This window comes from Brevibacterium sp. HMSC07C04 (assembly GCF_001815905.1).
In the GTDB taxonomy this organism is placed as follows: domain Bacteria; phylum Actinomycetota; class Actinomycetes; order Actinomycetales; family Brevibacteriaceae; genus Brevibacterium.
Genome location: NZ_KV823280.1, coordinates 49,015 through 73,611, shown reverse-complemented (window position 1 = coordinate 73,611; position 24,597 = coordinate 49,015). Strand labels below are relative to the sequence as shown.

Genomic DNA, 24,597 nt, shown 5'->3' with positions numbered 1-24,597 from the left:
CACATGCCTGTAATTTGGTGTTCACCGCAATGTTCCGTATAGTTGAACACGCACCGCGGGGTGGAGCAGTTCGGTAGCTCGCCGGGCTCATAACCCGGAGGTCGAGGGTTCGAATCCCTCCCCCGCCACCACGTAAAAATCCCGGGATACCTAGCACAGGTATCCCGGGATTTTTTGTGTTTGGGCTGCATATGCGTCGGGTCATGGTTCCTGCGCTGAAGGCTCTATATGTTCGCCGCCGTCGGTGCTTGTCGGGACGAAGTGCGGCGCGGCGGCCGTGTTGGCTTCCCGCCGATGTTCGTTGCGATGGGTGCTCGCTTTAATGTGCTTTCACGCTTTAATGCAGCGCATTTGCGCGTGGATCTGCATTAGAGCGCGAGGCTGGGTTGCGCTGGGCAGCGGACGGCAGTCGTCTTAGCGGGAACAAGGGCGGGGCCGCCCAAGCTGGCGCGCAGCCCCAGCCAGATATCGCTCAGCTGTTCTCGACCGTGTCGTCTGTGCTGTTGTCTGTATAGATTCGCTGCCGCATCCGCTGACCATGAGTCAGCCTTCGCACGTCGGTGTCAGTGTCGAAATTGGCGCCGATGCCGCCGGCCACCACACCCATGGCTGCGCTGAGCCATGCGATATCGAGATAGTTGGTCAACGATGCGTCTTGCTGAATCTGCTGGGTCATAAACTCCGGATCGATCACGACGAGGCCGCCCAGGAGAATGAGGACGACCAATGTCGCGAAGAGTGCGAACACAGTGACCAGGAGTGTGAGCACGGTGGAGAGGTTGTAGTACATGACCACTGTGGCCAGTCGTTCGTTGATCGGTTGGTCCCAGAGTCTGTGACTGATGATCAACCAGGCGACCATTACCACGATGGCGAGAGCGCCGATTGAGAGCAGGCGGAGCGTGGACAGGTAGGTCGACATCTGCCAGATCGAACTGTAGAAGATGCCGAAAGCTCCGGTTGCAGATGCTGCGGCGAGAGCTCCTGAGAGTTTTGGCGCTGTGCGCCAGGGTTCGTTGGAAATCGTCATTCCCAAGATCAGCCGCGGGCCTCCGGTGAGGGTGTGGGCATGCAGGGACTGATGGCCGGAATCTTCATTATGGGACCAGTTCGACCATCGGAGAGAAAATCTGGGCGTTGTGGTTTCGGGACCCCAAGGAACCAGTTTGTTGACTGAGCCCATCATGACTTTGATGATGCGACGCTTGGTGGCCCACGCTCCGAGTGTGGGGCAGGAAACAACTGCGAGGCTGCGGTCGGAGTAGGCCTCGGCAATGAGAGGGGCACCCTGGGTGTGTCGGGGGATCTCTGTGAGGATGAGGATGACGCTGACATCGGGGTAGTCAGCACGAAGGTCTTCAGCTGCGTCTAAATCCAGCTCGCTTTCGGGCGTCAGATAGACCGTATCGGTGCAGGTCTGCAGCGTCGTTGCGGCCCCATACGCCTCGCGCAGGCAGCGTTCCAACGAGGCCTGGATAGACGCCGCTCGTCTGCTGGGCAGCCCTGGATCAGCTACGAGGAGTACGTGCAGGGGCTGAGATGAGGGGGTGGGCATCGTGGTCCTCCGCGAGTCGACGAGCGAGCTGACTAGAAGATTGTTCTGTTGGAGAAGCCTACTGCGGATGGTCGCCAGGGGGGGGCAGTCCGATTTGTCGGCGTCGCCGTCTGAAATTCCGTCGCCGGCGTGACCGCTGCGCCGCGGAAGCACGTGACAGGCCCGTGCCGAGATACAGGGCGAGATGCAGTTTGCTGTACTGCATAAGGCGTGGTCCCGGGAGGGGTTGAGCCAGGGGAGCCATGAAGGAGTTCCGAAATCGCGGACAAATGCGGGTGTGCAAATACAAAGATTGTTGGGGTTGGGAGGCTCCGCCAAAATGTGCATACCTGTTTATATGCGCATCTTGAATAGTGGGCGCGTGGATCTTTGAGCGAATGGCACTTATGCAGCTCGCTGCTGTGCCGGAATGGGTTGGTGAGCCGCGTCTTTTAGGGGAAGTGTCGGTGCGTGGGGATCTGTGGATCGTAAGGCTGCGCATCCCTGCGCAATTCGCGGAACCCCTCGGAGGGGTGAAAGCATCTTTTGGATTCTATCACCCGGCTTCAAATATTCAATGGACATTTCAGCTAGCTTTGTGAAAGCAGTTGGAGTGGGCGCCCGCTCACAGCTTCACGCCTCTCCGTAAAGCCAGCAATCCATTACATATCCGAGTTATGTGTTGTAGCGTTAATCCGTCGATCGCCGGGAAAGAGGTCAGAGAGATCAGAAAGACGGTCGACGGCACAGGAAGGAAGAACAATGACTCCGGATCAGGCAGCGGCGGCATCGGGCAACGCGAGTTGGATGCTGATCGCAGCCTCTCTCGTATTATTGATGACTCCCGCATTGGCGCTGTTCTACGGCGGTATGTCAAGGCAGAAGTCCGTTTTGAACATGATGCTCATGAGCTTCGGTGCGGTCGCCGTCGTGAGCATCGTGTACGTGCTGTGGGGCTGGTCGATGTCCTACGGTTCCCAGTCAATAGGCGGTCTGTTTGCAAACCCATTCGAATTCTTTGGTCTGAATGATTCTATTCTGGATTCGCGCGGAAACTATATTGAAGGTGCTAATGGATATGCCAACATTGTTGACGTTGGGTTTCAGCTGACATTTGCGGCTATTTCGGTTTCTCTAATATCCGGTGCTCTCGCGGAGCGCGTGAAGTTCGGCACTTGGTTAGCATTCGCGGCGCTTTGGGCCACCTTCGTCTACTTTCCACTTGCTCACATGGTGTGGGGCGGAGGGTTCCTGTCGCATTCGGCATCCGGCCTGTCGGCAGCGCTGTTCGGAACAGCGAGTGAGGAGGCATCGGTCGCACCCATCGATTTCGCGGGCGGCACGGTTGTTCATATCTCAGCGGGAACTGTCGCGTTGGTGCTTGCGCTCATCGTGGGTAAGCGCGACAACTTCATGAAGTCTCCGCACCGGCCACACAATGTTCCGTTTGTCATGCTCGGCTCGGCGCTGCTGTGGTTCGGCTGGACTGGCGTGGATCAACACGACTGTCGCAACCGGCGCGGCGATGCTCGGGTGGCTCGCTTACGAGAAAGTCACGGAAGGTCAGCCGACTTCACTCGGTGCGGCCTCCGGTGTTGTTGCGGGGTCTCGTCACAATCACCCCGGCAGCGGGAGACCTCACACCTCTGACGGCAATCGTTCTGGGCTTCATCGGCGGTCTGCTGGGAGCTTGGGGAGTCGGCTTGAAGTTCAAGTTCGGATTCGACGATTCGCTTGACGTCGTCGGTGTGCACTTGGTGGCCGCGCTGTGGGGAACAGTCGGCGTCGGACTGCTTGCAACCGATCGAGGACTGCTGACAGGAGGTGGCGTTGAAGGCCTCAAGCTGTTCGCTGTTCAGATCCTCATTGCGGTCGTCGCAATGCTGGTTTCGGCCATCTTCACTGCGCTCATCGCCTGGGTTCTGAAGGCGACCATGGGCTGGCGCGTGCAGCCGAAGCAGGAGTTCACCGGCATTGACATCACCTGTCACGGTGAATCCGCTTATGAGCGCAGCGTTTGAGCGGCAAACACCACGGATCGAAAAGCACAGTAGGGAGTTCACATGAAGCTCATCACGGCAGTCGTAAAGCCGTTCAAGGCATCTGAAATCAAACAGGCGCTCGAAGCCCAGGGGATACACGGAATGACGGCCTGGCAGGTTCGGGGCTACGGACAGCAACAGGGACACACCGAGATGTATCGCGGCGCTGAGTACGAAGTCGACTTCGTAGACAAGGTCCGCATCGAAGTGCTGGTTGATGATCCACTACTGGATTCTGCTGTCGAAGCAATCGTCTCTACGGCCCACACCGGAGAAATCGGGGACGGAAAAGTCTGGGTCACACCAGTTGAAGATGTGATCCGCGTGCGCACAGGCGAGCGGGGAACAGACGCAGTCTGACCGACACCGCGTCCTGCCCCCACAGCCACCGGAAAACGCCCGAGGTGGAAGGCAGGGGAGCGTGGCACCTCGGCAGGGGTGAGCAGACCGGGCCCCGGCACAGAAGTGCCGGGGCCCTAGACGTTCCTGGTCATCGCCATGGCGAGCTGTTCTCACGCTGTAATGCAGGTTCGCGCGTTAATGCGCTGGATTAGCGCGCAAATCTGCATTACAGCGTGAGTCTGGTCTACGAGCCGGGACGTACGCGGCTTAGGCGTACATCTGCGGTGAGGGGAGAAGCCCGCGCAGCTCGTACCCGCGCCCACTTCAAACCTCAGAGATTTTGGAACACATCGAGGTTGCTGCGAATGCGCTGGGCGGCGTCTTCGACCTCTTCGGTTGACTTGCAGAAGCTGAAGCGAATGAAGCTGCGGAAGCGCTTCGCGGTTTCCGAGCCCTTGCGGCACAGCGCGGGTGCGGGAATGCCCGTCACGCCCACCTTTCGGGTGAGTGTGTCATTGACCTCCGTCGCATCCTTGTCCGTCAGCTGCGAGAAGTCAGCCAGCAGGAAGTAGCCGGCCTGCGGTGCGTGGACACGCAGACCGGGAACATCTTCGAGTGCTCTGACGATGATTTCGCGGTTGTGCTGCAGAGTGTCGCGGTTCTCCTGTGGGAAGGACCAGCCTTCGCCGATTGCCTGCGCAAGTGCTGCCTGCAGCGGATTGCCCGCGGCGAACGTCATGTACTGCTGAATTGCCTGGCAAGCGGCACGCACGCGAGGTGCTGCAATGAGCCAGCCGATCTTCCAGCCGGTGATGTTGAACGCCTTTCCGGCAGAGGACACTGAGACGATGCGTTCAGAATCCGGGAAGCGGGCGGCAAACGGCTGATATTCGTGTTCGTCGAACACCAGGTGCTCGTAGACCTCGTCTGTGAGGATCCACGCGCCCGCGCGCTCCGCCGCGTCATAGATGCGATCGAGAGCCTCAGCGGAGAACACGGTGCCGGTGGGGTTGTGGGGCGAATTGACCAGAATGATCGAGGCACCCTCGACCTCGCGTTCGAAAGCATCCCAGTCCGGCTGCCAGCTGCCTTCAGCGGGCAGGAGCGGCACTGTGGCGAATGCGCCCCCGGCCATTGCAACAGCCGCAGGGTAGGAGTCGAAGAACGGTTCAAAGGTGACAAGTTTGCCACCGCGGGGCAGCAGCGCCATGATCGCGCTCGTCAGTCCCTGAGTGGCACCCACAGTGATGAGCACCTGATCGGGCTCAATCCTGTGATCGTATTCGCGTTGCCGCTGCGCGCACACCGCTTCAATGAGATCAGGGCGGCCCTGCCCGGGCGGGTACTGGTTGTCGCCGCCGCGCATAGCGCGGTCGACCGCGTCGAGCAGCCGTTCCGGCGCGGGGATTCCAGGGGCTCCCTGCCCGAGGTTGACGGCACCGTGTTCGGCCGCGAACTTCGTCATGACGCCGAAGATCGTTTCGGTGGGATTGCCGTTAGCATCCAGCAGTCCGGCAGCGCGGTTGACCTCTTCGGGCAGCGGGCTGAGCTCAGGTGTCATGCGAGTTTCTCCAAGGCGGCTCGGTGCAGGTGTCCGTTTGATGCGACCGCGTTGGGCCCAAACGGCCCGGGACGACCGTCGACGTCAGTGAAGACGCCGCCGGCAGCCTGCACAATGGGAACAAGGGCGGCCATATCGTACAGTTCGAGCTCAGGTTCCGCTGCAATGTCGACGGCCCCTTCTGCTACGAGCATGTACGACCAAAAGTCACCATAGCCGCGCAGGCGCCACACCTGGTCCGTCAATGAAATAAATGCGTCGCGGCGGCCCAGGTTGCGCCAACCGGACAGCGATGAGAACGCCAGCGACGCATCGGCCAGTTCACTGACTTCGGAGACCGAAATCCTGCGGTCATCACCGTCGAACCTCAAGAATGCCCCACCTTCGGGAGTACCCCACCAGCGGCGGCCGAGTGCCGGAGCGCTCACCATGCCCAGAAGGGGAGTGGCACCTTCGTACAGGCCGATGAGTGTTGCGTAGACGGGAACTCCGCGGACAAAGTTCTTGGTTCCGTCGATGGGGTCGATGATCCAACGACGCGAGCTTTCTCCAGATGCGCCGAATTCCTCCCCGTACAGCGAATCGTCGGGGCGGTTGTCGACGATGATTTCGCGCAGGGCGTGTTCAACAGCGCGGTCGACATCAGTTACGGGGGTCATGTCCGGTTTCTGTGCGACGCTGAAATCCTGAGCGCGGAACGCCGGCAGCGAAAGCGCGTCAGCCTTGTCTGCCAAATAGTGGGCAAGTTCGAGGTCGTCCATGCCCACCAGGCTAGTCGAATGGCCTAAGCAGTGCCGAGACTGTCCAGAAGGCGGCGAAGCGAGTCCAGCCGCGCGGCCCCTCCTTGGCCGGCGCGGCCATCGGCGACCCACCTGTCCAGCGCACAGCCGGGGGAGTCCGCCCGGTGTTCGCACCCGCGCGGACAGTGTGCGGTCGCCGGTGCGAGGTCGGAAAATGCTGTGATCACAGTGTCAACATCAACGTGGGCAAGGCCGAAGGAGCGCACTCCGGGAGTGTCGATGACCCATCCGCCGTCGGGCAGCGGAAGGGCGAGGGCCGATGAGCTGGTGTGCCGGCCGCGTCCGGTCACCTGGTTGACGTGCCCGACAGCACGGTCGGCCTCGGGGACGAGCGCATTCATGAGTGTTGATTTGCCCACCCCGGAATGTCCCAGCAGAACGCTGATTCTGCCGTGCAGACGGGCAGCCAGCTCAGTCGTCTTCGGCTTGCCAGAAGAATCGAAACCGCACGCGATGATGGGGACGCCCGTGTCCGCGAATCGTTCACACAGAGAGTCAATCGGCGCAAGGTCGAGCTTGGTGACCGCGAGGATCGGTTCGATGGACGCATTGAAGGCCGCAGCAATCGCCCGGTCGATCAGCCCTTCCGAGGGAGCTGGGTCAGCTGCCGCCGTGACAATGACCAGTTGGTCGGCGTTGGCGACGATCACCCGTTCGGAGTCGTCATTGTCGTCTGCGCTGCGCCGCAGAATCGTCTTGCGGTCGTCGAGTACGACAATGCGGGCCAAAGTTCCCTCGGTTCCCGAAGTATCGCCCACCAGCCGTACACGGTCGCCCGGTACCAGGGGAGTGCGCCGCAGGTGCGAGGCGCGCACGCCCGTAACGTCAACACCCGTGTCGAGCTGAACCCTGTAGCGGCCCCGGTCGACCGATGTGATCATCCCGCCTATCGCTCCGTCATAGCTGGGCAGCTCTTTTGTCCTCCGCCTTTTGCCCTTGCGGTTGGGGCGAGGACGATAGTCCTCTTCTGTGAAGTGCGCGTAGCGGCCCGCCATCAGCCGAAAGCCTCGTCCCACATTCGGGTGAATGCGGGCAGTGTTTTGCCGACGGTGTCGGGGTCGTTGATGACAAGCCCCGGGGTGACCATCCCGAGGACCGCTCCGGCCATGACCATGCGGTGATCCGCGTAGGTGTTCCAGCCCCGGTCTGTGCGTGGGCTGACGGAGTGGGAGGGCTGGCCGGTGATCGTAAGGGAATCCTCACTTTCCTCTACTTTGACGCCTAAGCCCGAAAGTTCGGTCGCCAGTGCGCTGAGCCTGTCGGTTTCGTGCCCGCGCAGGTGCCCGATTCCGGTGATTCGCGAGGTGCCGCCGACTGCAGCTGCCACTGCTGCTGTCACCGGGGTGAGTTCGCCGACGGAGGACAGATCGAGGTCCACGGGTGTCAGCTGCCTGGGGCCGCGGACTGTGAGTTCGCCGCCGGTGAGTTCACATTCACCGCCGAATGCCTGCGCAATGCGGCGGAACTCATCGCCTGCCTGCGTTGTGCGATCCGGCCAGTGGGGCACTGTCACTTCGCCGCCGGTGACCAGCGCGGCAGCGAGGAATGTCGCGGCGTTCGACAGATCGGGTTCCACCGTAACGTCCAGCGGCGCAATGGGGCCGGGGCGAACGCTCCACACATTGGGCTTTGGGGTGTCGACCGCGACACCGGCTAAGCGAAGCGTTTCGATCGTCATGTCGATGTGCGGAACAGAAGGCAGGGACGCGCCCGTATGGCGCACGGTGAGGCCATTGGCAAAACGCGGTGCGGCCAGCAGCAGGCCGGAGACGAACTGGCTGGATCGGCTGGCGTCGATGTCGATGGATCCGCCCCGGGGCACAGAGTCGACCGTCATGGTGAACGGCAGGGCCTCGTTATCGGAGCTGACAGCAACACCGAGGTCGCGCAGTGCCGTGATCACGGTGCCCATGGGGCGAACGCGAGCCTGTTCGTCTCCGTCAAAGCGGGCGGAAACACCGGCGGCAGCACTCGTAAAAGGAACAAAGCGCATGACAGTCCCGGCCAGACCGCACGCGACCTCGACAGGAGCACTGCTGGAAACACCCGGGATGGGTGTGATGCGCACGGAGTCGCCGTCGAGCTCAGCAGAGCCGCCGAGAGCGGTGACCGCATCGAGCATCAGCTGGGTATCGCGAGAGATCAGCGGTGCCCGAAGAGTTGAGGGCGCCTCGGCGAGGGCTGCCAGCACAAGCAGACGGTTGGTGAGAGATTTCGAACCGGGGACAGAAACACGAGCCCGCACCGGCTGAGAAACAGCGGGTGCGGGCCAAGTGGTGCGGGTGTCAGTCATCAGGATGTCGGCGAAATTGCGTCCATTGCCTTAGCGGACTGCTTTTCAATGCTGTCCCACGCGCTCTCGGCAGCGTGGCGGGCACGCCATGCCAGGCTGGGGCGGCCGGCGGTGTCGACAGCGGCCAGCAGGGCTCCGCCCAGCAGCGAAGTCTTGGTGACCAGGGAGGTCTTCTTCTCAGCCTCACTGTCGAGCTGTTCGGCAACGACATCGATGAGGTAGGTGCTCACCAGCAGACCGGCCGACAGGCGCGGCATTTTGCCAATGGCAAGCAGGCTGCCGGCTGCGATCTGTGCAGCACCGGCACCGCGGGCAACGAGTTCGGGGCTGACCTGGACGTCGAACTTTTCGTCCAGCAGTCGGGTCAGAGGGGCGATAGAAGCGGACTGGGGGCGGCGTGCCCGGCTGACGCCGTTGGCGATGAACGACGTGGCAAGCATTGGGCGGGCAATAAGCCGTACAAGAGACAAAGCTGCGTCCTTTCTTTCGAGAGCAGTTCAAGCATATCGCCCACGACCGCGAACGGCAGAGTCGGCCGAACCTGCGGTCAGGCTGCCGCGGAATAGTTGCCCGGCACCGGCCGTTGTGCCCAGTGAACAGACCGAGAGGAGATCGCATGGTGCTGTGCCAGGAGCGACGGTCGCCAGCTCAAACCGAAGCGACAGGCTCCGCTGGTGCTTCCGCGGATGGCTTCCCAGAGCGCGCACATCGCGGGGACGTAGCATTGACCGTGATGAGTGAACCGATTGACCTCGAACGCGAAACGGACGAAGAGCGCGCAGCGCGCTTTGAAGCCGACGCCCTGCAGTATGTCAACCAGCTGTATGCAGCCGCCATGCGCATGGCGCGCAATCCGGCAGATGCCGAAGACCTCGTGCAGGAGGCGTATCTGAAGGCATACGCGGCCTTCCACCAGTACAAGCCGGGAACCAATCTCAAAGCATGGCTCTACCGGATCCTGACGAACACGTTCATCAACAACTACAGGAAAAAGCAGCGTCAGCCGCTGGAATCCAGTGATGACGACATACAGGACTGGCAGCTGCACCGAGCGGCCAGCCACACCTCGGATCAGGGCCGTTCTGCAGAACTCGAAGCGCTCGACCAGATGCCTGACTCCGACGTCAAAGAGGCGCTGGCCAGCCTGCAGGACGACTTCCGCATGGTGGTCTACTACGCGGACGTCGAGGGACTCCCGTACAAAGAAATCGCCGAAATCATGGATACGCCCATCGGCACGGTGATGTCACGACTGCACCGCGGACGCCGCCAGCTGCGTGAAAAGCTCACCGACTACGCAGCTGAGCGAGGCATCGGCACTGCGAAGACGGAGGTCAAGAAATGACTGAGACAAACCGCTGGAGTTCGTGTCGCATGGAAAGCCTGGAACGCATCTACGGGTACCTCGACGGTGAACTCAGCCCCGAAGCCTGTCGGGCAATCGAAGCTCATCTGCGTGACTGTGAAGAATGTTCGGATGAATACCAGATCGAATCAATGCTGAAGAAGCTTGTGCGCCGTTCGTGCAACTGCGATGTCGCACCTGAAGGACTCGTCGAGCGAATCCGGGCCAGGATCACAGTCGAGAGCACCCAGATACGCTGGCAAAGCTGAGATGTGCCGGGTGATGCTGCGGTTTGACAGGGAACCTCGGAGCATCAGACAGCTGAACCAGGCTTCGCGTTTCATAAAAGCCTGAAGCAGACAAAGAAGGGCGTGATGGTGAAGAACACCATCACGCCCTTGCGTCTGTAGAGACCGAGGATCAGCGACCTGCGTTGGGGCGCTTGCCGTGGTTAGCGGGCTTATTCCTGCGGTCCTTGCGCTTACGTCCGCGCTTGCTCATAATGATCTCCTCCTGGTCAACTACGGTATTCTTTCACACTGCCGCTCCCACGCCAAATAGAGTGAGCAGCGCCTCGAATCAGACGACGGCGTCCTCCACGCCCAACCATTCAAACCATCCTCGGTTGAGCACGAGCCACGACAGCAGTCCGTAGCCCTCCTGGCGCGGCAGACCGTCGTTTGACGCCGCCAGTTCCCGCTGCCAGACAGCGTGGTCTGCCAGGGGAGTGAAGCAATCCACGTAGGGGATGCTGCGGCGCAGGGCAACTTCTGAAAATCCGCGGTTGAGTTCTTCAATCCTGCGGTTGTCGGCGTGGTCGCGTGCGGGGGTTGGGCCGACGACAAAAGCCGAGTACCCGCGGCTGAGAGCCTGGTCGAGAAGATTAGCCAGATTCAGCCGGGAACGCGCCGTGGAAGTTCCGGCGGCGATATCGCCGCAGCCTGGAGCGAGCACCAGCCGATTGTCACCGTCATCGTCGAAGCGCAGTGGGGCTTCGGCCATGCAGCGGTCTGCAAACTTCGCGGAATCTTCGCCCGGGGCAGCCAGAGTATAGAATCTGGCCCCCTCGAGCACTGGGTGCGTGCGGACAGCCACACGGCCAACCCATCCCAGGGCACGACCATCGCCGTGGCCGGCAACCAGATGGTCACCGGCCACGACGATCGATGTGCTCCTGTGCGGAGTCACTTATCGAAGACCCGCTTGATGACTTCGGCCTGTTCGAAGTCGTGAACCTTCTTCAGGCCGGTAGCCGGTGCTGCAGACGATGCGCGGCCGACGGGGCGCAGCGTGCGACCGTCGAGCGCGGGGTCCAAGTGCAGGGCCATGAACGGGTAAGCGCCCTGGTTTTCGGGCTCTTCCTGCGCCCAGACGATTTCTGCATCGGCCGGGTAGGCGCTGAGTGCTTCCTTGACCGCGTCGGTGTCGAGCGGGTACAGCTGCTCCATGCGGACAATAGCCGTGGTTTCGTCGTTGCGCTTGGAGCGCTCAGCCACGAGGTCCCAGTAGAACTTGCCGGAGACAAGAACCACCCGGTTGACCTTCGAAGCATCGACGGTCGTGTCGGCAATGACCGGTTCGAAACGGCCCGAGGTGAACTGCTCGACATCTGTTGCGGCAGCCTTGAGGCGCAGCATGGACTTCGGCGTGAAGACCACCAGGGGGCGCTTGTTCTCGGTGTGTGCGTGGCGGCGCAGCAGGTGGAAGTGCGATGCGCCGTTCGACGGGTTTGCAACCGTCATGTTGTTCTCTGCACACAGCTGGAGGAAGCGCTCAATGCGGGCCGAGGAGTGGTCCGGGCCCTGGCCTTCGTAGCCGTGGGGCAGAAGAAGAACGAGACCGGAGAGCTGTTCCCACTTCTGTTCAGAAGACGCGATGTATTCGTCGATGATCGACTGCGCGCCCTGAGCGAAGTCGCCGAACTGAGCTTCCCACAGCACAAGGGCCTTCTTGTTCTCAACGGCGTAGCCGTACTCGAAGCCCATGGCGGCATATTCGCTCAGCAGCGAGTTGTAGACCCAGAAGCGAGCCTGATCATCGGTGAGGTTGGCAAGCGGAGTCCATTCGTTGCCGTTGTCGTGGTCGATCAGCACAGCGTGGCGCTGGGTGAAGGTCCCGCGGCGGGAGTCCTGACCGGCAATGCGGACCGGGATGCCCTCCATGAGCACCGAACCGAAGGCCAGCAGCTCAGCGAAGCCCCAGTCGATGCCGCCGGAACGCGACATTTCCTGACGCTTCTTCAGAAGGCTGCGCAGCTTCTTGTGAACTTCGAAGTCTTCGGGGACGTCGACGTGGGCGTCGCCGATCTTTTCGATGACGTCGCTGGACACAGCGGTTTCGATCTCCGTGCCGAAGTCGGTTGGCGCGATGTCGATCTTCTGCGGGAATCCGGCGTCGGCACCTGCGGACTTCTCGGCTTCCTTCGTCTCTTCGAAGGCGGCTTCGAGTTTGTTCTGGTAGTCCTTGACGACTTCGGAGACCTGTTCGTCGCTGATGAACTTCCTTCCGACAAGGGATTCGGTGTAGAGCTTGCGCACCGAGGCCTTCTTGTCGATGAGCGAGTACATGACCGGCTGGGTCATCGACGGGTCGTCGCCTTCGTTGTGCCCGCGGCGGCGGTAGCACACGAGGTCGATGAAGATGTCGCGGTGGAACGTCTGGCGGAATTCGAATGCCAGGCGGGCCGCACGGAAGACGGCTTCGGGGTCATCGCCGTTGACGTGGATGACCGGAGCCGAGATCGACTTGGCGACGTCGGTGGAGTAGAACGACGAGCGGGCCGATGCCGGTGATGTGGTGAAGCCGACCTGGTTGTTGATGACCACGTGGATCGTACCGCCGGTGCGGTAGCCGCGCAGTTCGGACTGCTGAACGGTTTCGAAGGCCACGCCCTGACCGGCGACGGCTGCATCGCCGTGGACCAGAATCGGAAGAACGCCGAAGCCCTCTTCGCCGTGGTCGAGTTCGTCCTGCTTGGCGCGCACAATTCCGCCGAGAACGGGGTTGACGGTTTCGAGGTGGCTGGGGTTTGCCGCGACCGACACCTTGGTGGTGTTGCCTGCCGGCGAGGTGAAGGAGCCGTCCATGCCCAGGTGGTACTTGACGTCGCCGGAGCCCTGGAAGGATTCGGGCGACTGCACACCGTCGAACTCGCGGAAGATCTGTGCGTAGGACTTTCCGGCGATGTTCGTCAGAACGTTGAGGCGGCCGCGGTGGGCCATGCCGATAGCCACTTCTTCCAGGCCTGCGTCTGCGGCTTCATTGGCGATTTCGTCCAGCAGGACGATGGTCGATTCGCCGCCTTCGAGCGAGAAGCGCTTCTGGCCGATGTATTTGGTCTGCAGGAAGGTTTCGAAGGCTTCTGCTGCGTTGAGCCGGCCGAGGATGTGGCCCTGTTCTTCGCGGGTGAGCTCTTCGTGCGGAACTTCGATCTTCGACTGGAACCAGCGGCGCTGCTCCGGGTCGGCGATGTGCATGTACTCGTAGCCGGTTGTGCGGCAGTAGGCGTCGCGCAGCAGCCCGAGGATGTCGCGCAGAGGCATGACCGGTTTGTCACCGAAGCCGCCGGTTGCAAAGGAGCGCTCGAGATCCCACAGGGTGAGGTCGTGGTTGTTGATGTCGAGGTCGGGGTGCGTGCGCTGGCGGTACACCAGCGGGTCGATGTTCGCCATGAGGTGGCCGCGGGTGCGGTACGAGTCGATCAGCTCGATGACGCGGGCGGTCTTGTTGACATCGTCGGTATCGGATGCATCGAGGTCGGGCAGCCAGCGCACTGGTTCGTAGGGAAGCTGGAGGGACTCGAAGATTTCGTCGTAGAAGCCGTCGGCGCCCAGCAGGTATTCGTGGACGAGTTTGAGGAATTCGCCCGAGCCTGCACCCTGGATGACGCGGTGGTCGTAGGTCGACGACAGGGTCACGACCTTGGAAACGGCTAGACGGTTGATGGTCTCCTGGCTTGCGCCCTGGAATTCTGCGGGGTAGTTCATGGCGCCGACGCCGACGATTGCGCCCTGACCGCGCATGAGGCGGGGGACGGACATCATGGTGCCGATGCCGCCGGGGTTGGTCAGCGACACGGTGGTGCCCGCGAAGTCTTCGGCTCCGAGCTTGCCGCCCCGGCCGCGTTCGACGAGGTCGTCGTAGGCCGCCATGAATTCGCGGAAGGTCAGAGTGTCGGCTGCCTTGACGTTGGGCACCAACAGCATGCGCGTGCCGTCGGGGCGGGGCACGTCGATTGCCAGCCCGAAGTTGACGTGGGCCGGCTGTACCATTGCAGGTTTGCCGTCCTGTTCGTCGTAGTAGACGTTCTGGGTGGGCATCGCCTTGAGTGCCCGGATCACGGCAAAGCCGATGATGTGGGTGAAGGAGACCTTGCCGCCGCGAGTGCGCTTGAGGTGCGAGTTGATGACGATCCGGTTGTCGATCATCGCCTTAGCCGGAAGCTGACGGTAGGACGTAGCGGTGGGAACGTTGATGGAGTCGTCCATGTTGACGGCTACGGCCTTGGCAGGTCCGCGCAGTTTGGTGACCTTGTCTTCAGCATCCTGAGGCGCTGAGGTGGTCTTCTGCGCACTGCCGGCTGCGGTCTTCTTGGAGGCGGCGGTCTTGGATTCGGCCTTAGGGGTTTCCGCTTCCGTCGACGAAGGGGCTACGCCCTTGGACGACGTCGAGCTCTTCTTCTGTGTGCTCTGCGAAGATGTGGCAGGGGCCTTCTTCTGCGGGGCCGCCTTCTGTGCGGCAGGGGCCGAATCGCTGCTCTGAGCTTCGTACTTCTCAAAGACGGGCCACCAGGCCTTGTCAACTGAGTTCTTGTCTTTTCGGTACTGCTCGTAGAGTTCCTCAACCAGCCATTCGTTCGAGCCGAAGTCATCGGCCGTGATGGTCGGGTTCGATTCAGACACGGCGCTGATCGCCTTCTTCCTAAGCTTTGGTGGGTACAACGACGTCGCGAACCAGTCTAGCCAATTGATTCGGCAGTATCCCGCATGGTTTAAATTTCTCCTGTGTCGTCCGTCACCCTGGTCGAAGCGCGGCCGATTCGCGGTGCGGTTGGCGGCTCGATTCCCGCTGACTGTTCGCTAGGATGGCGTCATGAAATATGCCAGTTTCGGCCCGGCGTTGACCGTCGGGTTCTTGTTCGCCTCGGCGATGTTCGAGGTGGTTTCGTAGTGGAGTGGCTGTATCTGGGCTTGGCCCTCCTCATGATTGTCGGCACGGGTTATTTCGTGGCCGGCGAATTCTCTCTTCTGACACTCGATCGGCACGATGTCGACAAGGCACTTGCCGAAGGGAAGCGCGGAGCTAAGTACCTGGATTTGGGGCTGAAGCACCTGTCGACGCAGCTGTCTGCAGCGCAGCTGGGCATTACGCTCACCACGCTTCTCACGGGTTTTCTGATGGAGCCTTCGGTCGGTGTGCTGCTCAGGCGGCTGTTTGATGCATTTGAGCTTCCTGCTCCCGCCACGCAGACCCTGTCAATTGTCATTGCGCTCATCATTTCGACCGTGCTGTCGATGGTGGTCGGCGAGCTCATGCCGAAGAACATGGCGATCTCCGCTCCCATGACCGCGGCTAAGATCGCCGTGCCGTTTCAGTACTTCTTCTCTGTGGTCTTCAAGCCGGTGATCGCGCTCCTCAACGGTTCGGCCAATAGGGCGCTGCGTTCAATGGGAATTGAACCGCAGGAAGAGTCGACGGCGGGGCGGTCGGCAGATGAGCTCACCGCACTTGTGCGCCATTCTGCCGATGAAGGTGCGATTGACGAACAGACGGCCGACCTGGTTACCCGCACTCTGAGCTTTTCTGAACTCACGGCGGAGGACATTATGACTCCGCGCACGCGCATGGTGTCGGTCAACAAGGACTCGACTGCCGCGGACATCATCGCGCACGCACGTTCGACTGGCTTTTCGCGCTTTCCGGTGGCGGGTGACTCGCGCGATGACATCGTGGGCATTGTGCATGTCAAGCACGCGATTGCCGTTCCGTTCAGCAAACGTGAGGACGCCTACGCCGGGGGTCTTATGTCCGATCGGCGCGAGGTGCCGGACACCCTCGAACTGGAACCGCTCCTTCTTCTTCTGCGCCAGGAGGGGAACCAGGTCGCGGTCGTCATCGATGAGTATGGAGGGACCGCGGGTTTGGTGACGCTGGAGGATGTTGTTGAAGAGCTTGTCGGCGAAGTCGCCGATGAGCATGACCGACTGCGCGTTATGGTCCGACCTGCTCGCGATGGCTCGTGGATCGTGCCGGGCATGATGCGTCCGGACGAGGTGGTGGAGGCCACCGGTATGGAGATTCCTTCGAATTCTGACTACGAGACCATGGCGGGACTCGTTCTCTACCGCTTGGGCGAGATCCCCAAGGTGGGTGCGCGCATCAGCATTGACGGTGCTGATCTTGTGGTCGAGCGGATGGTGGGGCACCGGATTGAGCGTCTGCGTATGATTCCCGACTATTCGAAGGCGGCGCTGTGAACGACTGGCTGGGACTTCTGTGGCTTGTCGTGCTCATTGTGGGCAACGCGTTTTTCGTTGCAGCCGAGTTCAGTGTTGTTTCGGCGCGCCGATCGCAGATCGAGCCTTTGGCTGACGCCGGGCGCCGTTCGGCTAAAACCGCGCTGTATGCAATGGAGCACGTGTCGCTCATGCTGGCCATCTGCCAGTTGGGCGTCACGGTCTGTTCGCTTATGCTCGGCGGCATTGCCGAGCCTGCAATCCACCACCTTTTGGCCGGCCCGCTCGAGTGGATGCAGATACCTCCCGCGGCTGCCGGTGCCCTCGGCTTTGCGATTGCGCTTTCGGCTGTGACCTTTCTGCACGTGGTCGTCGGCGAGATGATTCCGAAGAACATTGCGCTGGCAGAAGCGAAGCACTCTGTGCTGATTCTGGCTCCGCCGCTGGTCTTCTTGGCGAAGATCTTCGGCTTCGTCATTCATCCGCTCAATGCCTTTGCCAATGGCCTGCTCAAGCTGTGCGGGATCACTCCGCGCGATGACGTCAACGCCGCCTACACGGTCGAAGAAGTGCAGGCGATTGTCGCTGAGTCCAAGCGCGAAGGTCTCTTGGCCGACGACGGCGGACTGCTCAAAGGGGCCTTGGAGTTCTCCGACAAAAAAGCTTCCGATGTCATGGTTCCCATCCAGAAGGTTGTCACTGTTGCGCCGGACGTGACGCCTGAGCGCATTTCAGCTCTTGTTGGGCAGAAGGGCTTTTCGCGGTTCATTGTGCTCGATGCCGACGGTGCGCCCGACGGCTATATCCACGTCAAGGACGTCCTGTACGTCGAAGACGAGGTCGACTATGAAAGCCCCGTGCACTCGAAGCGCTTCCGCTCGCTGGTGACGATTTCGGCGGACGCTGAAATCGAAGATGCTCTGCAGAAGATGCAGGAGGCGGGAAATCACGTCGGCTGCGTGATCAGCGCGGCAGGAAAGCCGGTCGGCGTTCTGTTTCTGGAGGACGTTCTCGAAGAGCTTGTCGGTGAGGTCCGCGACGTGATGCAGCGCGGATCGGCCAGCTGACGGGCTGAATGAGCACTCCATAGGCGATCTGTCTGTGATTAACATGCCAAGGCGATAACAGAATTGTGAAGATGGCTATTGGTCGTTACACTGTTGTGACATCGGACGCTGTCGATGACGGCGCATCCGTGAGGTTGTTACCCGAGGGAGGACTGTGGACGCAGGAACGAATGGCCAGCCTATGAGCCGCCGTGAAGCGCTCCTGGCTGAAAAGCGCGCCGCCCGCGGGGAAGCCTCCGCCACGATGCCGAATGCGCAGCCTATCAGCCGCCGTGAAGCGCTCCTGGCTGAAAAGCGCGGCATGCGCGGAAGTGCTGTCGAGGCGGTGCCCAATCGCCAGCCTATGAGCCGACGCGATGCTCTCATGGCTGAAAAGCGCTCTGCGAAAAAGAGCAAGTTCAGCTTTATGCGCCGTGCGGACGCCGTGTCGTCGGCTGCGGGTAGGCGCGCCTCTGTTGTCCCCTTGGCTCCGGTCAATAACGGGCCGGTCCCGGCGGCGATCGGCCGTGGCTCTGACGGTTCTCGCCTGCGCGCATACCGCATGCGCCGCCAGCTTGCCGGTTCCTCAGTCGCTGCAGTCGCCGCGATCGGCGTGATCGGAGGCGGTTTCGCCGTTATGAGCTCAAGTCTGGGCTCTTCGGCCTATGCCAAGGCCGAAGAAGTCGGGGATTCACCTGATGGCCTGCTGCTGGAAGCAGTGGACGGTGCAGGCGCACAGAGCGGCGATTCGACTCTCGGCCAGACGAGCAGCCTCTCGGGCGGTGTTCTGCAGTCTGAGGGCGACAAAGCCCACGCTGCTTCGCGCACCATTGAACGCACCGCTCTTCCCGGCTGTTCCGGCGATGCTCCCTCGGGCGATGCCCAGAACGGACAGCTTCCGGACGAATGGATGTGCAAGATCGGTGTTGGTGGACACCAGCTTCGTGCTGACGCTGCGGTTGCCTTCGCTCAGATGAACGCTGCGTACAAAGCGGACACCGGCAAAGAGCTTGAGGTCACCGACAGCTACCGGCCCATCGGTTCCCAACAGGCAGTAGCGGCCTCCAAGCCGGGACTTGCCGCAAAGCCTGGAACCTCAATGCACGGCTGGGGCATTGCCATCGACTTCGGCGGCGGGACGGAAACCGCCAGTGGACAGCAGTACGAGTGGCTTGTCGCAAATGCCGGGGAATATGGCTGGGAAAACCCGGACTGGGCAAAGTCGAGCAAGTACGAGCCCTGGCACTGGGAATACGTACCAGCTCGCAAAATGATCAAGGGCCAATGACCGACACGGCTCTCTGATGCGTGATACAGTTGGAGAGCTTTTGCCCGCGTAGCTCAGTGGATAGAGCGTCTGCCTCCGGAGCAGAAGGTCGTAGGTTCGAATCCTGTCGCGGGCACGAGAACGGGCCCCTGGTCAGCGGAAACGTCGATCAGGGGCCTTCTTCATGCCTGTCTCTAGGGGCATGTATGCACTGAAGTGCGCAATATTCAACGGGCCGCCGGCTGCACGTGGGGGCCGCCCAAGGGATGATGAGCTCATGCGCATCGACGAGTTCTTCCAGGAGTCGCCAGTCACTGGGAGCCCCTGGGGCTCACATGAGACCGTGCTCAACGCTGAGCTGCTGACCTGACAGGTCCAGGGCACTGCGCAAGACCCGAATCCTCTGGAGGCAGCGTTGTCGCTCACCAGACTCGTCCGCGCAGAGCTGCGAGTCCTACGGCACTGAGACGGCGCATGGTCGTCGATCGGCTGTCGTGTCGATCTTCCGCCGCTTTAGGTGTATGGGGTCACGACGTGGTCGACACGTTCGTGGACGCGGGTGGCCGGTGGCTGATATGCACAGGGGGTATGAGGCCGATGACAGTTGTAGTGATGGCCCCGCACCTCTATTGCCTTCCGGTGATCCTGCTTGGACTCATTGACGCGGGCAAAGAGGCATTCCTCGGAAAGCAGTCGCTGGTATCGCTCGATAACTTGGTCCCTTTCTCCGGCACGACGCGAATGAGGCGCGTGATGCCGGTGCGCAGGCCGCGGTGGTGGCCCAACTGTGTCAGTTCGAGATGGATGCGCCGAGCTGACCGTTTGTGTTCGGGACGGAGCCGGCTGTCGTCGAGGACGCGGGTTACGAAGCTGTGTCTTCTTTCCGGGGCCAGCGGGGTAATAGCGTGGGTCATCGGAACGGGGCTCGTTCTGCTGGATGGTTGCTCAGACACCACCCATCGTGCAGTTCGGGTGCCCGTTCCTTCATCCCGGTTGGCGACTGCAGCGTCATGCCCACAACATCTCGGCTCCTTCTGCCGTGTGGCCGATCACACGGCAGAAGGAGAAAGTCGAATAGCACGCAAGTATACGCGATTGGTCGCCGGGGCGCGGGGAACGCGAAAGCGTCTATGCACCCAGCCTGATTGGGACTTCGTCCACCGCGAACTCGCCGGTGTCGGAGCAGCGCTGAAACTGCTGCATGGTGAGCACCGCGATGCGTGCACTGCGATGGGGGCGCCGTCGATGGGGTGCAACAGGTTCTGCAAGACGTGTCAGCAGCATGGCCTCGTCACCGGACTCTCAACGCGAGTCCGCCGCAAAGCAGGTCAGAGCGTCGAGGTCGACTGGTCGGGCAAGACGATGCGTCTGTCGGATCCCGTCGGCGGTCGCAGTCAGCGGGTGCACGCGTTCGTCGGGTGCCTGCCGTTCTCACGGTATGCATTCGTGTGGCCGACGTTGGACATGAAGCAGGGCGCCTTGCCAAGCTCCGGGTTTCATAGATGCTCTGCTTCTTGGTCTTCTGCGCAGTCTCCACCGCACCGATGACGTTTGTCGGTGCCTTTGCCCCTGTGGCCGGACCCGCTTGAGCCGGTCTGCTGAGCGGATATCCTGCTATGGCAATTGTGATGGCAGTATTGCTCATTGGTGCCGGTGGGCTGACAACTCGATACTGATGTCAGGTTCCAGGGCTGTCCCGTCCACTGTAGCGCCAGCTGAAGCAGTACTCGATCCGCATTGGTGTCGCGGTAGCTACTGTGCTTGAGTGCTTGGCACGTATTCGCTCACGTCCGCGACCGCAGACTTCGCTGTGCGGGCGGCACCGATGATGGTCGCGGAGGAAAACCCCGTCCAATCGCCATACCCCAGCAGGTGCAGACCAGGAACATCGATGCTTCGAGTGCCCACGGTGACTGGATGCCCGTTCTCCCAGGTCAATTCGAGCCCCTTGAGATGCTTGAGGTGTGGTTTGAAGCCGGTGCACCAGATGATGGCATCACAGCTGTACTCACTGCCGTCGGCCCACGAAACCCCAGCCGAGGTCAATCGCTCGAACATCGGCGAAGCGCTCAGGTCGCCACGATCGCGTGCAGCCCGCACGGGAGGGACCATGACGATATCGCCGAGCCCCGACACGCCATCGTGGTCGCGCCCGGCCCGCTGGGCCGCCTCGCGGGCGGTGGCAACATCGAAGAGCACTCGTCCATCGACGTCATCAGGCATGAACCGTGGTCGGCGCTGCGTCACCCACAGTGTCTGCGCCACGGTCGAGACTTCCGAGACGATCTGGGCGGCGGAGTTCCCACCGCCGACGATGACAACCCGTTGGTCGGTGTAGTCCTCGGGCGAATAGTACTCAACGGTGTGCAGCTGTCGTCCCGTGAAATCCTCACAGCCCGGATAGTGAGGGACATAGGGGCGTTGCCATGTTCCGGTGGCGCTGATGACCGCCGTGGTCTCCAGGGTGCCGGTATCGGTATCGACGAACAGCTGCCCCCGATCCTGGTAGACATTGCTGACGTGAACCGGGCGTTGAACGGGCAGATCGTAACGGTGTTCGTACTGGGTCAGGTAGTCAACGACATGATCGGCGGTGGGAAATGACTCACCCTTCTGCGCAGGCATCGGCCAGCCTGGCAGTGGACTGTATTCGGCGGGTGAAAACAGACGCAACGACTGCCACCCGTGCTGCCAGGCTCCGCCGGGGCCGGCGTGGTCGTCGAGAATCACGAATTCGAGACCTGCTCTGCGAAGAAAATATCCAGCGGCGAGGCCGGCCTGCCCACCGCCGATGACTACGACATCAGTCATCCGGTGCCCCCTCAATCTTGACCGAGTAAGTCAGCCACGAGCGCCTCGATGCGGATCTTGATGTCGTCGCGGATCAGGCGAACCGCTTCGATGCCCTGGCCTGTTGGGTCATCGAGTTCCCAGTCTTCGTAGCGCTTTCCCGGGAAGAAAGGGCATGCGTCGCCACAGCCCATTGTGATGACCACGTCTGAGTCCTGCACAGCCTCGTCTGTGAGAACTTTCGGCTGCTCGGCGGTGATGTCGATGCTGTCTTCGCTCATCGCCTCGACCGCGATGGGGTTGATGTGTTCGGCCGGGACGGATCCTGCTGAGCGGACTTCGATGCGGTTGCCCGCATAATGGCGCAGGTAGTCGGCGGCCATTTGGGAACGTCCAGCGTTGTGGACGCACACGAATAAGACAGATGGTTTGTGGTCAGTCATAGGGGCGGTCTCTCTTTCGATCAGCTGGTGAGGGAATCGAGTAGGGCCTGGACGCGGGCCGCAAGATCGTCGCGGATGAGTGTCGCTGTTTCAGGAGAGGCCAGTGCTGGGTCGGCGACTGGCCAATCCTCGTAGCGCAGCCCGGGCACGATGGGACAGACGTCGCCGCAACCCATCGTGATCGCAACATCAGCCGCACGAATCGCGTCATCGGTCAACGGCTTTGGGAACAGTTCCCCGACGTTCTCTCCGTCCAGGTTGCTGATGAGTTCGGCGACGTTCGGGTTGATTCCGGCCGCGGGAGTCGAACCTGCGGAGCGGGCGATGACCTTACCTCCGGATAAGTGACGTGTCAGGGCCGCGGCGAGTTGGGACCGGCCTGCATTGGCGACACAGATGAAGAGGACCTGCGGAGGCGCGCTGGCTCGGTCCCGGGTGATGTCAGCCAAGCGCTGCTTCGCGAAGCGCTCGGTCAAGGGGAAGAGGCAGCGAGTGGTTTTCGCCGATCGAGCCAGCGCTGTGTAGGAATCGCGCACGATGCCGGTGACGGTCTCTGGCGACACACCAGCCGACGTTTCCGACAGGTCTGCGGCCAAACGGCTGATGTGGGCATCGACGTCGAAGGCAGTGCCCACCATTGTTGCCTCGCGCGGCGGGTTTGGTGCGATGACGGCGGGGGCGAACCCTTCCAGTAGAGCGCTCACAGCGGCATGGCGACCAGCAGCAATCGAATACCAGACCCAGGTGCCGCGACGTTGAGAGTCGAGCAGCCCCGCTGTCTTCAGCACTTTCAAGTGATGAGAGACAGTTGGCTGGGAAACATCGGCAAGCTCTGCAAGGTCGCAGACACATGACTCTCCACGCGGATCGGTGCTGATCGCTGAGAGCATCCGCAGCCGCAGAGGGTCAGCGAGTGCCTTGAGTGTGCCGGCAAGCGTCGTCGCGACGTCGAGAGCGATGGCGTGGGACGGGTCGGGGGCGCACGGTTCATCGGCAGTCGCGATCACAGTGGTTTCAGTCATGACGATCTCGACTCCGCGGCGTAGGGGTCAGTGCGGAACCATGCCTTCGCGGCCCAGAGTGAGACATAGACGAGGCCGACCAGAACAGGAACCTCGATGAGGGGGCCGACGACTCCAGCCAGGGCCTGGCCGCTGGTAGCGCCGAAGGTGCCGATGGCGACGGCAATCGCGAGTTCGAAGTTGTTGCCCGCTGCCGTAAACGCCAGTGTTGTGGATCGAGGGTAGCCAAGACCGAGGCTCTTGCCGAGCAGGAGGCCGGCGAACCACATCAGCGAGAAGTAGACCAGCAATGGCAGTGCGATTCGAGCCACGTCCAACGGTTGACTGGTGATCTGCTCGCCCTGGAGCGCGAAGAGCAGCACGATCGTAAACAACAGACCGTAGAGCGCCCACGGCCCCACTCGGGGAATGAACTTCTTTTCGTACCACTGACGGCCGCGACGTTTCTCGCCGATCCACCGTGAGGCGAATCCGGCGATCAGGGGGACGCCGAGGAAGACGAGCACGTTGAGAGCGATCTGGCCCATTGACACATCCAGGCCCTGTGTATCAAGTCCCAACCACGTGGGCAGGACAGTGAGGTAGAACCAGCCGAGGACTGAGAACATGACCACCTGGAAGATCGAGTTGATCGCGACCAGCACAGCGGTTGCCTCTCGGTCACCGCAGGCGAGGTCGTTCCAGATCACGACCATGGCAATACAGCGGGCCAGGCCGACGATGATCAATCCTGTGCGGTATTCGGGGAGGTCTGGCAGGAACGTCCAGGCCAGAGCGAACATTACGGCGGGCCCGACCAGCCAGTTGAGGATCAATGACGAGATCAGCAGCTTCTTATCGCCGGTGACATCGGCGACCTTGTCATAACGGACTTTAGCGAGGACGGGGTACATCATGACCAGCAAGCCAAGGGCGATGGGCACTGAGATGCCGCCGACTTCCAAATGGGAAAGAAGCTCAGAGACCCCTGGGACCAGCCGGCCGAGGAGGAGGCCCGCGATCATGGCCAGGCCGATCCAGGCCGGTAACCCCTTATCCAGTGTCGACAGGCGTGCGGGTGTTGCCTGCTGTGTGGTGGTGTCTGCAGTCATGCCGGGAGTTCCTTGATTTTGTTCACGATGTCTGGGTGCGGGTGTGCTCTGATGGGGACGTCGCGTCGTTGGCCGTCCCGGTAAAAGCCGAGCGTAGGAATGGATGTCACTCCGGCCGCTGTAACGGCTCCGGGATTGGTATCGGCATCGATCTTGACGACTTTGCTTCACCCAGGCCAGTGTCGGCGGTCGTGACTTCTCCCAGGCAGATCGAGGTAAATGGAGTGATCAAAGATGATGCGTGCACCAAACCGTTCGGCCTGAGCACGCGTCGCCTCCATCATCTCCGTGCCCGGGACTCCATCGGTATAGACGGCAGGGTCAGACCCGACAACCATTGACTTTTGTATCGACATGCATCGATATTGATGCATGTCGATACAAAAGTCAATTGTCCGACCCGCCCCGGGTTTCCAAGACGCGCGGTGAACGCAAAGCCCCACCAGAAGCAGGCTCGCTCCGGGCTGCACCAAGAGTGAGGCGTGCTCGCGGGCCCGCGAGTTCCTCGCCGCCGCACCTAGCGACCCAGAGGGCAAAAGGTCGTGGCTTCGAATTCTGTCGCGGGC

The 24,597-nt window shown here is 61.5% G+C and carries 20 protein-coding genes, 2 tRNA genes and 3 pseudogenes; 10 read left to right on the top strand and 15 right to left on the bottom strand.

Annotated features, from left to right (window positions below; all coding sequences use genetic code 11):
- Positions 1-54 precede the first annotated feature (54 nt).
- Positions 55-131: transfer RNA gene (locus tag HMPREF3162_RS09505), tRNA-Met, on the top strand.
- A gap of 341 nt (positions 132-472) precedes the next feature.
- Here the strand turns inward: HMPREF3162_RS09505 and HMPREF3162_RS09500 are convergent.
- Positions 473-1,555 carry a hypothetical protein gene (locus HMPREF3162_RS09500; protein WP_070573878.1) on the bottom strand — a complete coding sequence of 361 codons (1,083 nt, stop codon included), beginning with the start codon at positions 1,553-1,555 and terminating at the stop codon, positions 473-475.
- A 786-nt stretch (positions 1,556-2,341) separates the two neighbouring features.
- Between HMPREF3162_RS09500 and HMPREF3162_RS09495 the strand changes: the two are divergent.
- A pseudogene (locus HMPREF3162_RS09495) lies at positions 2,342-3,555 on the top strand (ammonium transporter).
- Positions 3,556-3,597: 42 nt separating this feature from the next.
- Entirely contained in the window at positions 3,598-3,936 is a 339-nt protein-coding gene (locus HMPREF3162_RS09490) for a P-II family nitrogen regulator (protein WP_070573876.1), read from the top strand.
- A gap of 313 nt (positions 3,937-4,249) precedes the next feature.
- On the opposite strand, the gene HMPREF3162_RS09485 is transcribed toward HMPREF3162_RS09490, so the two are convergent.
- The 5 genes from HMPREF3162_RS09485 to HMPREF3162_RS09465 are packed head-to-tail and all read right to left on the bottom strand — an operon-like array spanning position 4,250 to position 9,042.
- On the bottom strand, positions 4,250-5,479 hold the full coding sequence (locus tag HMPREF3162_RS09485; RefSeq protein WP_070777673.1) for an aminotransferase class I/II-fold pyridoxal phosphate-dependent enzyme: 1,230 nt from the start codon (positions 5,477-5,479) through the stop codon (positions 4,250-4,252).
- On the bottom strand, positions 5,476-6,240 hold the full coding sequence (gene hisN, locus HMPREF3162_RS09480; protein ID WP_070573872.1) for a histidinol-phosphatase: 765 nt from the start codon (positions 6,238-6,240) through the stop codon (positions 5,476-5,478). The genes HMPREF3162_RS09485 and hisN overlap by 4 nt, the downstream gene beginning before the upstream one ends.
- A 23-nt stretch (positions 6,241-6,263) precedes the next feature.
- Positions 6,264-7,274, bottom strand: coding sequence for a ribosome small subunit-dependent GTPase A (rsgA, locus tag HMPREF3162_RS09475; protein ID WP_070573870.1), 1,011 nt, complete (start codon positions 7,272-7,274; stop codon positions 6,264-6,266).
- Entirely contained in the window at positions 7,274-8,572 is a 1,299-nt protein-coding gene (gene aroA, locus HMPREF3162_RS09470; protein WP_070777672.1) for a 3-phosphoshikimate 1-carboxyvinyltransferase, read from the bottom strand. Before aroA ends, rsgA begins: the two co-directional genes overlap by 1 nt.
- Entirely contained in the window at positions 8,572-9,042 is a 471-nt protein-coding gene (locus HMPREF3162_RS09465) for a DoxX family membrane protein (RefSeq protein WP_083304108.1), read from the bottom strand. The genes aroA and HMPREF3162_RS09465 overlap by 1 nt, the downstream gene beginning before the upstream one ends.
- A 263-nt stretch (positions 9,043-9,305) precedes the next feature.
- On the opposite strand from HMPREF3162_RS09465, the gene HMPREF3162_RS09460 reads away from it, so the two are divergent.
- Positions 9,306-9,917, top strand: a complete 612-nt coding sequence (locus HMPREF3162_RS09460; RefSeq protein ID WP_070777671.1) for a sigma-70 family RNA polymerase sigma factor — start codon at positions 9,306-9,308, stop codon at positions 9,915-9,917.
- Positions 9,914-10,186, top strand: coding sequence for a mycothiol system anti-sigma-R factor (rsrA, locus tag HMPREF3162_RS09455; protein WP_070573865.1), 273 nt, complete (start codon positions 9,914-9,916; stop codon positions 10,184-10,186). Before HMPREF3162_RS09460 ends, rsrA begins: the two co-directional genes overlap by 4 nt.
- Positions 10,187-10,337: 151 nt before the next feature.
- Here the strand turns inward: rsrA and HMPREF3162_RS12165 are convergent, their stop codons facing one another.
- The 3 genes from HMPREF3162_RS12165 to HMPREF3162_RS09445 form a co-directional block, all read right to left on the bottom strand.
- Complete coding sequence (locus tag HMPREF3162_RS12165) at positions 10,338-10,418, bottom strand: 50S ribosomal protein bL37 (RefSeq protein WP_370919328.1); 81 nt, start codon at positions 10,416-10,418, stop codon at positions 10,338-10,340.
- Between the two features lie 78 nt (positions 10,419-10,496).
- Positions 10,497-11,075, bottom strand: coding sequence for a GDSL-type esterase/lipase family protein (locus HMPREF3162_RS09450; protein WP_370919384.1), 579 nt, complete (start codon positions 11,073-11,075; stop codon positions 10,497-10,499).
- 26 nt (positions 11,076-11,101) lie between these two features.
- Positions 11,102-14,818 (bottom strand): multifunctional oxoglutarate decarboxylase/oxoglutarate dehydrogenase thiamine pyrophosphate-binding subunit/dihydrolipoyllysine-residue succinyltransferase subunit, encoded by a 3,717-nt coding sequence (locus tag HMPREF3162_RS09445; protein ID WP_070777670.1) that lies wholly within the window; start codon positions 14,816-14,818, stop codon positions 11,102-11,104.
- A 267-nt stretch (positions 14,819-15,085) separates the two neighbouring features.
- Here HMPREF3162_RS09445 and HMPREF3162_RS09440 point away from each other — a divergent pair, with 267 nt between their 5' ends.
- The 4 genes from HMPREF3162_RS09440 to HMPREF3162_RS09425 all read left to right on the top strand — a co-directional run bounded on the left by HMPREF3162_RS09440 (position 15,086) and on the right by HMPREF3162_RS09425 (position 18,821).
- Positions 15,086-16,393 (top strand): hemolysin family protein, encoded by a 1,308-nt coding sequence (locus HMPREF3162_RS09440; protein WP_256282707.1) that lies wholly within the window; start codon positions 15,086-15,088, stop codon positions 16,391-16,393.
- A complete protein-coding gene (locus tag HMPREF3162_RS09435) occupies positions 16,390-17,439 on the top strand; it encodes a hemolysin family protein (RefSeq protein WP_070777669.1) in 1,050 nt (349 codons plus the stop codon). Before HMPREF3162_RS09440 ends, HMPREF3162_RS09435 begins: the two co-directional genes overlap by 4 nt.
- Before the next feature lie 154 nt (positions 17,440-17,593).
- Positions 17,594-18,706 carry a M15 family metallopeptidase gene (locus HMPREF3162_RS09430; protein WP_226829143.1) on the top strand — a complete coding sequence of 371 codons (1,113 nt, stop codon included), beginning with the start codon at positions 17,594-17,596 and terminating at the stop codon, positions 18,704-18,706.
- 42 nt (positions 18,707-18,748) lie between these two features.
- Positions 18,749-18,821: transfer RNA gene (locus HMPREF3162_RS09425), tRNA-Arg, on the top strand.
- Between the two features lie 377 nt (positions 18,822-19,198).
- On the opposite strand, the pseudogene HMPREF3162_RS11465 reads toward HMPREF3162_RS09425, so the two are convergent.
- A pseudogene (locus HMPREF3162_RS11465) lies at positions 19,199-19,396 on the bottom strand (integrase core domain-containing protein); the annotation flags it as partial.
- Between the two features lie 391 nt (positions 19,397-19,787).
- Here HMPREF3162_RS11465 and HMPREF3162_RS12060 point away from each other — a divergent pair.
- Positions 19,788-20,158 (top strand): annotated as a pseudogene (locus HMPREF3162_RS12060) (IS21 family transposase); the annotation flags it as partial.
- A 279-nt stretch (positions 20,159-20,437) separates the two neighbouring features.
- On the opposite strand, the gene HMPREF3162_RS09415 reads toward HMPREF3162_RS12060, so the two are convergent.
- From HMPREF3162_RS09415 to HMPREF3162_RS11700, 5 genes are read right to left on the bottom strand one after another with little or no spacing between them, the layout of a single operon-like run.
- Positions 20,438-21,496 carry an ArsO family NAD(P)H-dependent flavin-containing monooxygenase gene (locus HMPREF3162_RS09415; RefSeq protein WP_070573856.1) on the bottom strand — a complete coding sequence of 353 codons (1,059 nt, stop codon included), beginning with the start codon at positions 21,494-21,496 and terminating at the stop codon, positions 20,438-20,440.
- A gap of 11 nt (positions 21,497-21,507) precedes the next feature.
- Positions 21,508-21,918 (bottom strand): arsenate reductase ArsC, encoded by a 411-nt coding sequence (locus tag HMPREF3162_RS09410; protein WP_070573854.1) that lies wholly within the window; start codon positions 21,916-21,918, stop codon positions 21,508-21,510.
- A gap of 20 nt (positions 21,919-21,938) precedes the next feature.
- Positions 21,939-22,940, bottom strand: a complete 1,002-nt coding sequence (locus HMPREF3162_RS09405) for a metalloregulator ArsR/SmtB family transcription factor (RefSeq protein ID WP_070573852.1) — start codon at positions 22,938-22,940, stop codon at positions 21,939-21,941.
- Entirely contained in the window at positions 22,937-24,031 is a 1,095-nt protein-coding gene (gene arsB / locus HMPREF3162_RS09400; protein WP_070777668.1) for an ACR3 family arsenite efflux transporter, read from the bottom strand. The genes HMPREF3162_RS09405 and arsB overlap by 4 nt, the downstream gene beginning before the upstream one ends.
- A complete protein-coding gene (locus HMPREF3162_RS11700; protein ID WP_370919382.1) occupies positions 24,028-24,141 on the bottom strand; it encodes a thioredoxin domain-containing protein in 114 nt (37 codons plus the stop codon). Before HMPREF3162_RS11700 ends, arsB begins: the two co-directional genes overlap by 4 nt.
- Between the last annotated feature and the right edge of the window lie 456 nt (positions 24,142-24,597).

Bases quoted from the DNA above. Each gene is read 5' to 3' on its own strand.
- HMPREF3162_RS09500 (WP_070573878.1), bottom strand. From the start codon at position 1,555: ATGCCCACCCCCTCATCTCAGCCCCTGCACGTACTCCTCGTAGCTGAT.
- HMPREF3162_RS09490 (WP_070573876.1), top strand. From the start codon at position 3,598: ATGAAGCTCATCACGGCAGTCGTAAAGCCGTTCAAGGCATCTGAAATC.
- HMPREF3162_RS09485 (WP_070777673.1), bottom strand. From the start codon at position 5,479: ATGACACCTGAGCTCAGCCCGCTGCCCGAAGAGGTCAACCGCGCTGCC.
- hisN (WP_070573872.1), bottom strand. From the start codon at position 6,240: ATGGACGACCTCGAACTTGCCCACTATTTGGCAGACAAGGCTGACGCG.
- rsgA (WP_070573870.1), bottom strand. From the start codon at position 7,274: ATGGCGGGCCGCTACGCGCACTTCACAGAAGAGGACTATCGTCCTCGC.
- aroA (WP_070777672.1), bottom strand. From the start codon at position 8,572: ATGACTGACACCCGCACCACTTGGCCCGCACCCGCTGTTTCTCAGCCG.
- HMPREF3162_RS09460 (WP_070777671.1), top strand. From the start codon at position 9,306: ATGAGTGAACCGATTGACCTCGAACGCGAAACGGACGAAGAGCGCGCA.
- rsrA (WP_070573865.1), top strand. From the start codon at position 9,914: ATGACTGAGACAAACCGCTGGAGTTCGTGTCGCATGGAAAGCCTGGAA.
- HMPREF3162_RS12165 (WP_370919328.1), bottom strand. From the start codon at position 10,418: ATGAGCAAGCGCGGACGTAAGCGCAAGGACCGCAGGAATAAGCCCGCT.
- HMPREF3162_RS09415 (WP_070573856.1), bottom strand. From the start codon at position 21,496: ATGACTGATGTCGTAGTCATCGGCGGTGGGCAGGCCGGCCTCGCCGCT.
- HMPREF3162_RS09410 (WP_070573854.1), bottom strand. From the start codon at position 21,918: ATGACTGACCACAAACCATCTGTCTTATTCGTGTGCGTCCACAACGCT.
- HMPREF3162_RS09405 (WP_070573852.1), bottom strand. From the start codon at position 22,940: ATGACTGAAACCACTGTGATCGCGACTGCCGATGAACCGTGCGCCCCC.
- arsB (WP_070777668.1), bottom strand. From the start codon at position 24,031: ATGACTGCAGACACCACCACACAGCAGGCAACACCCGCACGCCTGTCG.